This window comes from Enterococcus sp. 7E2_DIV0204 (assembly GCF_002140855.1).
GTDB classification, from domain to species: Bacteria; Bacillota; Bacilli; order Lactobacillales; family Enterococcaceae; genus Enterococcus_L; species Enterococcus_L lemimoniae.
In genome coordinates, this window is sequence record NZ_NGKY01000001.1 from 2591223 (window position 1) to 2603594 (window position 12372).

14 protein-coding genes are annotated in these 12372 nt (G+C 37.6%); all 14 read left to right on the forward strand.

Features of this window, described 5'->3' with window-relative positions; all coding sequences use genetic code 11:
• Positions 1–294 precede the first annotated feature (294 nt).
• Complete coding sequence (gene atpB, locus A5819_RS12060) at positions 295–1011, forward strand: F0F1 ATP synthase subunit A (protein WP_086279026.1); 717 nt, start codon at positions 295–297, stop codon at positions 1009–1011.
• Positions 1012–1052: 41 nt separating this feature from the next.
• Entirely contained in the window at positions 1053–1274 is a 222-nt protein-coding gene (gene atpE, locus A5819_RS12065; RefSeq protein WP_069654656.1) for a F0F1 ATP synthase subunit C, read from the forward strand.
• 322 nt (positions 1275–1596) lie between these two features.
• Positions 1597–2124 carry a F0F1 ATP synthase subunit B gene (atpF, locus tag A5819_RS12070; protein ID WP_086279027.1) on the forward strand — a complete coding sequence of 176 codons (528 nt, stop codon included), beginning with the start codon at positions 1597–1599 and terminating at the stop codon, positions 2122–2124.
• A complete protein-coding gene (gene atpH, locus A5819_RS12075; protein WP_086279028.1) occupies positions 2111–2653 on the forward strand; it encodes an ATP synthase F1 subunit delta in 543 nt (180 codons plus the stop codon). Before atpF ends, atpH begins: the two co-directional genes overlap by 14 nt.
• Positions 2654–2681: 28 nt before the next feature.
• Positions 2682–4238 (forward strand): F0F1 ATP synthase subunit alpha, encoded by a 1557-nt coding sequence (gene atpA, locus A5819_RS12080; protein ID WP_086279029.1) that lies wholly within the window; start codon positions 2682–2684, stop codon positions 4236–4238.
• A gap of 15 nt (positions 4239–4253) precedes the next feature.
• Positions 4254–5174, forward strand: coding sequence for a F0F1 ATP synthase subunit gamma (locus A5819_RS12085; RefSeq protein WP_086279030.1), 921 nt, complete (start codon positions 4254–4256; stop codon positions 5172–5174).
• A 374-nt stretch (positions 5175–5548) separates the two neighbouring features.
• A complete protein-coding gene (gene atpD / locus A5819_RS12090) occupies positions 5549–6955 on the forward strand; it encodes a F0F1 ATP synthase subunit beta (protein ID WP_086279031.1) in 1407 nt (468 codons plus the stop codon).
• A 17-nt stretch (positions 6956–6972) separates the two neighbouring features.
• Positions 6973–7392: a F0F1 ATP synthase subunit epsilon gene (locus tag A5819_RS12095; protein ID WP_010772960.1), complete on the forward strand. Its 420-nt coding sequence runs from the start codon at positions 6973–6975 to the stop codon at positions 7390–7392.
• 397 nt (positions 7393–7789) lie between these two features.
• Complete coding sequence (locus A5819_RS12100; protein WP_086279032.1) at positions 7790–8026, forward strand: DUF1146 family protein; 237 nt, start codon at positions 7790–7792, stop codon at positions 8024–8026.
• A gap of 106 nt (positions 8027–8132) precedes the next feature.
• Positions 8133–9431, forward strand: coding sequence for a UDP-N-acetylglucosamine 1-carboxyvinyltransferase (gene murA, locus A5819_RS12105; RefSeq protein ID WP_086279033.1), 1299 nt, complete (start codon positions 8133–8135; stop codon positions 9429–9431).
• A 14-nt stretch (positions 9432–9445) separates the two neighbouring features.
• On the forward strand, positions 9446–9622 hold the full coding sequence (locus tag A5819_RS12110; protein ID WP_086279034.1) for a DNA-directed RNA polymerase subunit beta: 177 nt from the start codon (positions 9446–9448) through the stop codon (positions 9620–9622).
• Between the two features lie 395 nt (positions 9623–10017).
• Positions 10018–10668, forward strand: a complete 651-nt coding sequence (locus A5819_RS12115) for a 3D domain-containing protein (RefSeq protein ID WP_086279035.1) — start codon at positions 10018–10020, stop codon at positions 10666–10668.
• A 157-nt stretch (positions 10669–10825) separates the two neighbouring features.
• Complete coding sequence (locus A5819_RS12120) at positions 10826–11188, forward strand: PTS glucitol/sorbitol transporter subunit IIA (protein WP_086279036.1); 363 nt, start codon at positions 10826–10828, stop codon at positions 11186–11188.
• 4 nt (positions 11189–11192) lie between these two features.
• On the forward strand, positions 11193–12359 hold the full coding sequence (locus A5819_RS12125; protein ID WP_086279037.1) for an AI-2E family transporter: 1167 nt from the start codon (positions 11193–11195) through the stop codon (positions 12357–12359).
• Positions 12360–12372 lie beyond the last annotated feature (13 nt).

Sequence of the window (12372 nt, forward strand, 5' to 3'; positions counted from 1 at the left end):
TAGGCTATTTTATTCTTTTTCGCATATTTGTTTTCTTTGCTTTATCTTATGTGAAAAATTTGGTAGAGTGTAAGGAAACTGATGAGTTTTCATCGTTTTTTCAGTAACCGACCTTCGTACTATCGAATACCAGTGGGACTCTATTCTTTTAATATTTTGTCACATTAAAAGAAGTGTCAAATTTTCATGAAATTCTTTTGAAATTATTCATCGTTGGTGGTATGATACGTGTGGTTAAGAAATAGAAGCCTTTTTAAGCTTCTCGCAAGTTTGTCGGAAAAGAGGTGAAATAATTTGGAAGAGAAGACACTACTCTTCAAGATTGGGCCAATTTGGTTTGACGGAACGATTTGCTTAATGGTTCTGCTAACATGTGTCATTGTCTTTGGGATAGTATATTTCTGCACAAGGAATATTCAAATAAAACCTAAAGGCAAACAAAATGTCATTGAGTATCTCATTGATTTTGTTCGAAGTATCATTACCGACAATATGCCGAGTAAAGAAGTAACAAATTTTCACCTGCTAGCATTCACGATGTTTATGTTCGTTTTAGTTGCTAACATTATTGGGTTAGTAACAAAAGTGGCTATCGGGGATTACACATATTGGAAGAGCCCAACAGCCGATCCAATGGTTACCTTAACACTAGCATTGATTATGATTGCTTTAACACATTTCTTCAGTGTTAGTCGTTTTGGCTTAAAAGGATATTTCAAAAACAGCTTTTTAAGTCCGGTATCTTTTTTAATGCCAATCAAGTTGATGGAAGAATTTACGAACTTGCTTACGTTGGCACTACGTTTGTACGGAAATATTTTTGCCGGTGAAGTATTACTTGGACTAATTGCCGGACTTGTATCCAGCGTTGGACTTTGGACAATTCCACTCGCAATACCGCTAGAAATGATTTGGTTAGCCTTCTCATTATTTATCGGCGGAATTCAAGCATTTATTTTTGTAACATTATCAATGGTTTACATGGCTCATAAAGTTGAAGTCGAAGAATAAACAATAAATGAAAACAACTATTTCTTAGGAGGAAAACAAAAATGGACGGATTAAATTATATAGCAGCAGCAATCGCAGTTTTCGGAGCAGCAGTCGGAGCAGCTTATGGTAACGGAAAAGTTATCTCAAAAACAATCGAATCAATGACACGCCAACCAGAAATGGCTGGACAACTAAGAACAACAATGTTTATCGGGGTTGCCTTGATCGAAGCGGTTCCTATTCTAGGTGTAGTTATTGCATTGTTATTAGTGCTTAAATAATTTCTTTAGAAGGCAGGACGCTGAGTTTTTAAAACGCCACGCGTTACTGCTTTCTTTGCTGCGAATCACTGCGACTGCCTCCGGCAGAGCAGATGATGAGCAGTACTTGGCGAACGAAGAGAGAGAAGTAACGGATTAAAAGAACCATCAAACTTCTCCAAAATAAAGTAGACCGTCAAAAACGCCAAGTACACTTCAAAAGTTCTAACCAAAGGCAGAGCAGATGATGAGCAGTCACTTATAAAAAAACATCAAGCTTATCCAAAAAAGTAATAAACCACAATCACCACAAAGTATTGCAGAGAAAGGAAGTTGAAACTTCATGCTAGATTATTTAGTAATCGGTGAAGCAGGACCCAGTACAACAATCGGTACAATGATTGTTGTAAGTGGCGCTTTTCTAATTTTGATGCTTCTAATCAAGAAATTCGCTTGGGAAGCTATCACTGATATGTTAAAAAAACGTGAAGATAAAATTGCCAACGATTTAGATTCTGCAGAACAATCTCGAATCGCAGCTGCTAAGTTGCAAGAAGAACGCCAACAAAAATTGCTTTCTTCTAAATCAGAAGCAGCAGAAATCCTTAAACATGCGAAAGAGAGCGGAGACCAAAACCGTCAAAAAATCTTATCAGAAACCAATGATGAAGTTTCACGTTTACGAGAAAAAGCACGTCTTGATATTTCTCAAGAGCATGAAGAAGCGTTGGCGTCTGTTAAAGATGAAGTGGCAACCTTGTCTTTACAAATTGCAGAGAAAATTTTAAATAAAGAATTGACCCCTGATGCACATGACTCGCTGATCAATTCTTATATCGAAGGCTTAGGTAAGTCAAATGAAGCTAGATAAATATACAGTCGGTAAACGCTATGGCAAAGCTTTGTTTGAGTTGGCGATTGAAAAGCAAGAAGCTGACAGCATTTATCAAGACTTATTAAAACTTAGAGAAATTTTTAATGAAGTGCCAGATTTAGGCGATATCTTAAGTGATGTTCGTCTTGAACCTTACGAAAAAGACGAGATTATGAAACAAATGTTAAATGGCTTTGAAGGCACGACAGAGAACTTTTTAAAAGTCGTTTATAACTATTCCCGTATGAATGATCTTCTATTGATGATCGATGAATACGAAAGACGTTATGATGAACACAAGAGCTTACTTTTAGGAACAGCTTTGACTGCCGTTCCATTAACGAAAGAACAGCATCAATTGATGGAAGAAAAAGCAGCCAAACTTTTAGGCTATGAACAAGCAAATTTAATCAATTTAATCGATCCAACCATTGTTGGCGGCGTAATCATCGAAGCCAATTACAAAGTGATTGATGGTAGTATCCACAAACAGTTAGAACGAATCCAAGAATTGTTATTAAAATAACGTTCAGCACAATAAAGAGGTGAATTGAATGGCTATCAAAGCAGAAGAAATCAGTGCCTTGATTAAGGAACAAATCAAAAATTATCAACAAGAATTGGCAGTCGAAGAGATTGGAACTGTCACATACGTTGGGGATGGAATTGCTCGTGCCCATGGTTTAGAAAATGCGATGAGTGGAGAATTACTTGAATTTTCTAATGGCTCATACGGAATGGCGCAAAACTTAGAAACCAATGATGTCGGTATTATCATCTTGGGTGATTTTGAAACCATTCGAGAAGGCGACAAAGTAAAACGGACTGGTAAAATCATGGAAGTTCCAGTTGGTGAAGCAATGATCGGACGTGTTGTTAATCCGTTAGGCCAACCAATCGACGGCTTAGGTGAAATCAAAACGGATAAGACTCGTCCTGTTGAAGCGGCAGCGCCAGGTGTTATGCAAAGAAAATCAGTTGACCAACCAATGCAAACAGGTCTCAAAGCGATCGACGCACTTGTACCAATCGGTCGTGGGCAACGTGAATTAGTGATCGGTGACCGTAAAACAGGTAAAACATCGATTGCCATTGATACAATCATCAACCAAAAAGGTCAAGATGTTATTTGTATCTATGTTGCAATCGGCCAAAAGGAATCAACGGTTCGTAACCAAGTTGAAACACTAAGAGCATATGGTGCCCTTGATTATACAATTATTGTAAATGCTGGAGCATCTCAACCAGCGCCATTACTTTATATTGCCCCTTATGCAGGAGCTGCGATGGGTGAAGAATTCATGTATAACGGCAAGCATGTTTTGATCATCTTTGATGACTTATCAAAACAAGCTGTTGCTTATCGTGAACTTTCATTATTACTACGCCGTCCTCCAGGTCGGGAAGCTTATCCAGGTGATGTTTTCTATCTGCATTCACGTCTATTAGAACGTGCAGCAAAATTAAGCGATGAATTAGGCGGTGGTTCAATGACTGCCTTGCCATTTGTTGAAACCCAAGCCGGAGATATTTCAGCTTATATCCCAACAAATGTTATTTCAATCACAGATGGACAAATCTTCCTAGAAAGCGACTTATTCTATGCAGGAACTCGTCCAGCCGTTGACGCCGGTCTTTCAGTATCGCGTGTTGGTGGTTCAGCACAAATCAAAGCAATGAAAAAAGTAGCAGGTACGCTTCGTTTAGATTTAGCTAGTTACCGTGAATTAGAAGCCTTCACTCAATTTGGTTCTGATTTAGATGCGGCAACACAAGCAAAATTAAATCGTGGTCGTCGTACTGTTGAAATTTTAAAACAAAAACTACATGCGCCATTAGCGGTAGAAAAACAAGTTGTGATCTTATATGCATTGACACATGGCTTCTTAGACAGTATCAGTGTTGCAAAAATTCTAGATTTTGAATCTGAATTATTTGACTTTTTAGATGGCAAACATCCTGAGTTATTTGAAACGATCCGCACAACGAAAGATTTACCAAAATCAGAAGATCTAGATGCAGCAATCAGCGAATTTAAAGAAATTTTCGGTGCAGCCAACTCAGAAGTTTCTACTGCAAAAGATACACTTGAATCAATTCAAAATGCGTAAGAGAGGTGACAAGAATTGGGTGCTTCATTAAATGAAATCAAACAACGCATTGCTTCAACTAAAAAAACCAGTCAAATCACCAACGCTATGCAGATGGTTTCAGGTGCTAAACTGACAAAATCAGAAGCGGCTTCTAGAAGTTTTCAAGAATATGCGTCAAAAATCCGTTCTATCGTTACTCATCTTGTGGCAGCACAATTAAGTGATCTGGAAGAATTGGATTCATATGACAATGAAGAAGCGTCAGAAAGTGGAAACTACCATATGATGCTAACATCTCGTCCTGTGAAAAAAACAGGTTATATCGTCATTACTTCTGATAAAGGATTAGTTGGTGGGTATAACAGTTCAATTTTGAAACAAACGATGAAAATGATGGCAGATGATCATAAATCTCAAGATGAATATGTCTTGATTGCTATTGGCGGAACGGGGGCAGATTTTTTCAAAGCTCGTGGAATAAATGTTGCTTATGAGCTTCGTGGCTTAAGTGATCAACCTAGTTTTGATGAAGTTAGGAAAATCGTTTCGACGGCTACTACGATGTATGAAAGTGAAGTCTTTGATGAGTTGTATGTTTGCTATAACCACCATATTAATTCATTGACTAGCCAATTTCGTGTAGAAAAAATGCTGCCGATTTCAGATTTAGATCCAGATGAAGCGACAACGTATGAGCAAGAATATATTTTAGAGCCTTCAGAAGAAGCCATCTTAGATAATTTATTACCGCAATATGCTGAAAGTTTGATTTATGGCGCTATTATCGATGCCAAAACAGCGGAACATGCTGCTGGAATGACAGCGATGAAAACAGCCACTGATAATGCGCAAAATATTATTAGTGATTTGACGATTTCTTATAACCGGGCTCGCCAAGGTGCAATCACACAAGAAATCACTGAAATTGTAGCAGGCGCTGCAGCGTTAGAATAAAAAAGTAGAATTTGAGTCAGATTGACTCAAACTTCGTATAAAGTAATAGAGAAGATAGGGTTTATCATGACCTCGTTAGGTGTAAATCTGTCGAGCCTTCGATATTTTTATAACCTCTTTAACGGTATAAAAATACCAAGAGCTCAGCAGTTTCACACAATCTGAATATCCAAAAAGCGGATAGTCAGATTGTGCTCCAACTGCTCGCTCTTGAACAATATTTTTATAACCTCTTCAACGGTATAAAAATACCAAGAGCTCAGCAGTTTCACACAGTCAAAATATCCAAAAAATGGACAGTCTGACTGTGCTCCAACTACTCGCTCTTGAACAATATTTTTATAACCTTTTTAAACGAAATGGAGGAAAGACACATGAGTTCAGGAAAGATTGTTGAAGTAATCGGTCCCGTTGTTGACGTGGAGTTTTCACTAGATCAATCCTTACCAGATATAAACAATGCATTAGTCGTTTATAAAAACGGCGAAGAAAAACAAAAAGTCGTGCTAGAAGTAGCTTTAGAACTAGGTGACGGTGTTATTCGTTCGATCGCCATGGAATCCACAGATGGATTACAACGTGGCATGGAAGTCATCGATACAGGTAAACCCATTTCTGTTCCTGTTGGAAAAGAAACCTTGGGTCGTGTCTTCAACGTTCTAGGCGATACGATCGACTTGGAAGAACCATTTCCAGAAGATGCTATCCGCAGTGGCATTCACAAAAAAGCCCCTGATTTTGCCGATTTAAGCACAAGTAATGAAATTTTAGAAACTGGGATCAAAGTAATCGATTTATTAGCACCTTACCTAAAAGGTGGTAAAGTTGGACTATTTGGTGGTGCCGGTGTTGGTAAAACCGTTTTGATTCAAGAACTAATTCATAATATTGCACAAGAACATGGCGGTATTTCCGTATTTACTGGTGTTGGTGAGCGGACACGTGAAGGGAATGACCTTTATTTTGAAATGAAGGACTCTGGCGTTATCGAAAAAACAGCCATGGTTTTCGGTCAAATGAATGAGCCTCCTGGTGCCCGTATGCGTGTGGCGTTAACGGGTTTGACGATTGCGGAATATTTCCGTGATGTTGAAGGTCAAGATGTACTCTTGTTCATCGATAATATTTTCCGTTTCACTCAAGCAGGTTCTGAAGTGTCTGCCCTCTTAGGTCGGATGCCGTCGGCCGTTGGGTACCAACCAACACTTGCGACTGAAATGGGACAATTGCAAGAACGCATTACTTCTACCAAAAAAGGCTCTATCACATCGATTCAAGCAATCTATGTACCAGCTGATGACTATACTGATCCGGCACCGGCAACAGCCTTTGCCCATTTAGATGCTACAACTAACTTAGAGCGTCGTTTAACTGAAATGGGTATCTACCCAGCAGTTGATCCGTTAGCTTCATCTTCAAGTGCTTTAGCACCAGAAGTCGTAGGTGACGAGCATTATGCTGTAGCAACAGAAGTACAACATGTATTGCAACGTTACCGTGAGTTACAAGATATCATTGCCATCTTAGGGATGGATGAATTATCAGATCAAGAAAAAATCTTGGTTGGCCGCGCTCGCCGTATCCAATTTTTCTTATCTCAAAACTTTAATGTAGCAGAACAATTTACCGGACAACCTGGTTCATATGTTCCAGTTGCTGATACTGTTCGTGGCTTTAGAGCGATTCTTGATGGAAAATACGATGACTTACCGGAAGAAGCTTTCCGTAGTGTCGGTAGAATCGAAGATGTTATAGAAAAAGCGAAGACGTTGAACTACTAAAAGGAGGAGACACAGATATGGATTGTTTAACTGTCAATGTGGTGACTCCTGATGGATTGGTTTATGATCATCGTGCAACGATTGTTGTTGCCAAAACAACAGATGGTGAAATTGGGATCTTACCTAAACATGCACCAATCATTGTTCCTTTAGCGATAGATGAAGTTCGTGTAAAAAGAACAGATTCTGATACACACGTGGATTGGATCGCTGTTAATGGCGGTATCATGGAAGTTCGTGATAACGTTGTTTCAATTATTGCCGATAGTGCAGAACGTGAAAGAGATATTGATGTAAGCCGTGCAGAGCGTGCAAAACAACGAGCTGAGCGTATGATTGAAAAAGCGAAGGAAAATGCAAATACGGATGAATTACGCCGTGCAACAGTTGCGCTTCATCGCGCAATCAATCGAATCAATGTGTCAAAACATACGTAAAAAAAGGAAGTGACTGAGATAAGTTAATTATCTCAGTTCACTTTTTAAAAAAAAGTGATATATACATAAATTCTTTTAGAAAAGTTAAGAATCTTTATTTTTTGTTTCAGCTTATTTGTGATAAACTGTTTCTATATTACTTAGTGAAGCTATGTAAGTTAGACATTTGGAAAAAGATAAAATATGATTGAGGCAAAAAGCGCCTAAGTCCTATTTCCCTATTTTGCAGTCGAGACTGAACGACCTCGTTCAGCTTTTAATGGTATCTAGCTTCGCAGGCTAGTCTTTCGGGAAAAAGATAAAAATGGAGTGAGACAAAAAGCGTCTCACTCAATTTTTCCTATTTTCCTGTCAAAACTGAACGAGCCTACTACGCTTTTAAATTAAGGAGAGTCCTATGCAATTTTTTGGTATTGATGCAGTGATTCGGATCATTTGTCATATGATGTTTATTTATGTTACTTTTTGGTCGATGCAATCGATCAGGATAGAGCAGTTTTTTAAAGCTCATCAAACCTCTCAGGTGCGGTTGTTGATCGTACTATTATCAATCGTTATTGGCTATACGGTAAGCTCATTTTTCTTAGAGTTTCTGGCATTATGCCGTAATTTATTTATTGTTTTTTTTCCATAAAGGTTGATGAATAAAAAGAAAAGATACTAATTGTTGGTAAATAGTGGTATAATAGAAAAGATTTTGGATCGAAGAGTCCAATTCTAACTTTTTTGGGGGGAACAAAATGGAACAGATCATTGTTCATGGTGGTAACCAATTAAAAGGAACTGTGAAAATCGAAGGGGCTAAAAATGCAGTATTGCCAATTTTAGCAGCAACCCTTTTAGCTGAAGAAGGAACAACAACTTTAAATAATGTACCGATTCTTTCTGATGTTTTTACAATGAACCAAGTTATCAAACACTTAAATGTCGATATTGATTTTAATGAAGAAGAAAACCAAGTCACAATAGATGCAACTAAGCCTTTGGGCATCGAAGCAAATTATGAGTATGTTAGTCAAATGAGAGCGTCAATCGTTGTTATGGGGCCTCTATTGGCTCGTAATGGTCATGCCAAGGTTGCAATGCCTGGTGGCTGTGCCATTGGTAAACGACCAATTGATTTGCATTTGAAAGGCTTCCAAGCTCTAGGTGCAAAAATCATTCAAAAAAATGGCTATATTGAAGCTATTGCGGATGAATTGATCGGTAATACGATTTATTTAGATTTCCCAAGTGTAGGTGCTACTCAAAATATTATGATGGCAGCTGTCAAAGCTAAAGGAATGACAGTCATCGAAAACGTTGCAAGAGAACCTGAAATCGTTGATTTAGCGAATGTTCTTAATAAAATGGGTGCTAAAATTGTCGGTGCTGGTACTGAAACGATGCGTATCGAGGGTGTGACTAAACTTCACGCTGTTGAACATTCCATCGTTCAAGATCGTATTGAAGCTGGAACATTCATGGTTGCAGCTGCGATGACTGAAGGCGATGTGTTGATTGAAGAAGCAATTCCTGAACATAATCGTCCACTTATTTCAAAATTAACTGAAATGGGTGCTGTTATTCGCGAAGAACGAGGCGGGTTACGTGTCATTGGACCTAAAGTGATTAAACCAACTGACATTAAAACATTGCCTCATCCGGGCTTCCCTACAGATATGCAAGCGCAAATGACTGCGATGCAAATGGTAGCAGAAGGATCAAGTGTTGTAACTGAAACTGTATTTGAAAATCGTTTCCAACATTTAGAAGAGATGCAACGTATGAATGCCGATGTTAAGATAGATGGAAATATTGCTATCATCAACGGCACTCAAGCATTACAAGGTGCGTCTGTAGAAGCAACTGATTTACGTGCAGCAGCAGCGTTGATCTTAGTTGGATTACGAGCTAGTGGGATTACACGCGTATCCCATTTAGAATATTTAGATCGTGGTTATTATAAATTCCATGAAAAACTTCAAAAATTAGGAGCAAAAGTGGAACGTATTAACTACGAAAAAGTTGTAGAAAAGAAAATGTCTACAGTTAATTAAAAGGGGAAAGAGATATGAGTTCGACACGCTATATTATAGTGACTTTGTTGAAAGTTTTAGTAGTGATTTCTTTAGTGATCATCTTATTTGTGGCTGGTACAATGATCGGCTATGGGGTGATCGGTGGAGGGAATCCAAAAGATGTGTTCAAAGAAGAAATTTGGGCTCATATTCTAGACTTTTTTAAATAGGTAATCATTTATGAGACAGCTCAAACTGCTTTGTCAGTTTAGGCTGTCTTTTTATTTTAGTTAAGTGAAATTACTTGTAATTTCACTGTAATATAAAGGGAGTTTCTATTGTTTTTGAACTGTTTACTAGCTTAATACCCTGTAAATATAACAATAGCTTAGGGTAGATGTTTTTTTTTGCTATTTTAATGAGAAACAAACAATGCTTGCTAAAAAAGGTTATTCTTCTGTGAACGTGCTTATTTATCCTGAAAAAAATGAAAATATTTCCAATGTAACAAGCAATAAAACGTTTTCTTTCATGCTGTAACGTAGCTTTAATGAAATGGTAACCATTAAGAGCTTGTCGCGTGTTATGATTGCTCCCGTACGAAATTTAGGGAGGAAACAATTTAATGAAGCGAAAATGGTTAGCGATTTTATTTATCATTACCTGCTTTATTACGGGATCAGTTATTCCTGTATACGCAGCTGAAAATAAGAGCAGTGACATCAAGAGTTTGACAGATTATACAATTGTACCAGAATATAAAACCAAAAAATTATCAAGCTCAATGATTTATTCAATAACGGATGGAAAAGCATTTCAATTAGTAAAGTCTGATATTTTAAATAAAGAAAAGATAGCAAAAGAACAAGCTGAGAAAGCCAAAGCGGAAGCTGACAAAAAAGAGCAACTTGCAAAACAAAAGGCTGAATCTGAACAAAAACAAGCCGAATTGGCAAAACAAACAGCCGAAAGTAGCAAACCCAGCGGTCAAAAGCTGATCATGGAAGCAACAGCCTATTCTTGTAATGAAGGGTTTATCGGTGGGGGCAATCTAACCGCAATGGGGCAAGACCTACGTGTAGACCCAATGGCAATTGCAGTAGATCCTAGCGTGATCCCTTTAGGTACAAAGCTACATGTTGAAGGTTATGGCGAAGCGATTGCTAGTGATACGGGTGGTGCTATCAAAGGGAATATTATTGACCTCCACTTTTCTGATGTAGCTCAATGTATCAATTGGGGCCGCAGACAAGTAGAAGTAACGATTTTATCGTAATAATTGAACGTGATAGGTATCGTGTATAAATAGACAAACAGGATGAGTGAAATCTTGTTTGTTTTTTTTATAAATTTATGAAGACCAAAATAACAAATAAGAAAAAAGGTTCTATGCTATAATGAAAGTGATTAATAGGATAAGGAGCGATAATTAGATGAAAGCTACAGTGACAGAAATCGGTGCTAGTGCATTAGATGAAAAAGAACCGATGATTATACTTTTTGGTGAAAGTGCTACAGAAGGCTTAAAAGAATATTCAGTAATTCAACAATTTCAAGAAATACCCTCATTGAACATGAAAAAAGGGGATTTATTGAAGATCGACAAACAAGACTATACAATTCAATATGTAGGACCGTTTGCTAACGATAACTTGAATAGCATTGCTCATGTAACGCTAGTTTTTGCTGATGTACCTGAAGAGGATGCGATTATGAATGGCTTATACCTTGATCCTAGCGCATTTCCAACAATCAAAGTTGGATCAATCATTGAGTATGCATCGCTTGGAGTGTGATTGAATGGGACAAGAGAAAGAAAAAGAAAGACGTTTTTCATGGTTTTGGCGTTGGTTTTTAAATAATCAAGTAGTGACTTCACTATTGATCGTATTACTCATTTTACTAATTTTACTTGTATTTACAAAGGTGTCCTATTTATTTAAGCCAGTGTGGCAATTTGTAGGAGTCGTGGGTTTACCATTGATCATGGCAGGTATTTTATATTATTTGATGAATCCAGTCGTTGATTATCTAGAAAAGAAACAAGTTCCACGAATTTGGAGTATCGTTGGGCTATTTATTATAGTGGTGGCATTGATTATTTGGGGATTGGTCGTGATTGTTCCCAAAATACAAGAGCAGACGATAAGTTTTGGCAACCATTTTCCACAATATATTGATACGATCGATCAAAAGATGCAAGAAATTTTAAGTGACCCGTTTTTTGCTCAATTTCGTAGTCAGTTAGAAGACATGGGCGACAAAATGATTAGTTCATTGGGAGATATTATTCGTAATATTTCTACGTTTACAGTTCAAGGTATAGGTAGCTTTTTTGGAGCAGTTGCAACGATCGTTGTTGCAATTATAACGATGCCATTTATTTTATTTTATCTTTTAAAAGATGGTAAACAATTAGCGCCATATCTGATGAAATTTTTACCCAATAAAATGCGTAAACCTACATTGAAGGTTCTGGGGGAAGTTAATTCTCAAGTTTCTTCTTATATTCGTGGTCAGCTGACTGTAGCATTTGCTGTAGCAGTAATGTTTATTCTAGGCTTTTCTTTTATTGGACTTGATTATGCAATCACGTTAGGCATTACGGCAGGTTTTCTTAATTTGATTCCTTATCTAGGATCATTTTTAGCAATGGTACCAGCTGTGTTTTTAGGAATCGTAGGCGGTCCTATTTTACTTGTAAAAGTGTTGGTTGTATTTGTTATCGAACAAACAATTGAAGGTCGTGTGATTTCACCATTGGTGTTGGGGAGTCAACTTGATATCCATCCAGTGACGATTTTAGTCGTGCTGCTGACTTCCGGGAAGCTATTCGGTGTAGTTGGCGTTATTTTAGGAATACCTATTTATGCGGCAGCTAAGGTCATTATAACGCATGTCTTTGAATGGTATAAAGATGTTTCCAGTTTGTATCATGAAGAAGAAGAATTAAAAAAATTAGAATAAAAGAAGACCGAAA

Excerpts from the sequence above, each read along its gene's own strand:
- atpE (WP_069654656.1), top strand. The coding sequence starts at position 1,053 with ATGGACGGATTAAATTATATAGCAGCAGCAATCGCAGTTTTCGGAGCA.
- atpF (WP_086279027.1), top strand. The coding sequence starts at position 1,597 with ATGCTAGATTATTTAGTAATCGGTGAAGCAGGACCCAGTACAACAATC.
- atpH (WP_086279028.1), top strand. The coding sequence starts at position 2,111 with ATGAAGCTAGATAAATATACAGTCGGTAAACGCTATGGCAAAGCTTTG.
- atpA (WP_086279029.1), top strand. The coding sequence starts at position 2,682 with ATGGCTATCAAAGCAGAAGAAATCAGTGCCTTGATTAAGGAACAAATC.
- atpD (WP_086279031.1), top strand. The coding sequence starts at position 5,549 with ATGAGTTCAGGAAAGATTGTTGAAGTAATCGGTCCCGTTGTTGACGTG.
- A5819_RS12095 (WP_010772960.1), top strand. The coding sequence starts at position 6,973 with ATGGATTGTTTAACTGTCAATGTGGTGACTCCTGATGGATTGGTTTAT.
- A5819_RS12100 (WP_086279032.1), top strand. The coding sequence starts at position 7,790 with ATGCAATTTTTTGGTATTGATGCAGTGATTCGGATCATTTGTCATATG.
- murA (WP_086279033.1), top strand. The coding sequence starts at position 8,133 with ATGGAACAGATCATTGTTCATGGTGGTAACCAATTAAAAGGAACTGTG.
- A5819_RS12110 (WP_086279034.1), top strand. The coding sequence starts at position 9,446 with ATGAGTTCGACACGCTATATTATAGTGACTTTGTTGAAAGTTTTAGTA.
- A5819_RS12115 (WP_086279035.1), top strand. The coding sequence starts at position 10,018 with ATGAAGCGAAAATGGTTAGCGATTTTATTTATCATTACCTGCTTTATT.
- A5819_RS12120 (WP_086279036.1), top strand. The coding sequence starts at position 10,826 with ATGAAAGCTACAGTGACAGAAATCGGTGCTAGTGCATTAGATGAAAAA.
- A5819_RS12125 (WP_086279037.1), top strand. The coding sequence starts at position 11,193 with ATGGGACAAGAGAAAGAAAAAGAAAGACGTTTTTCATGGTTTTGGCGT.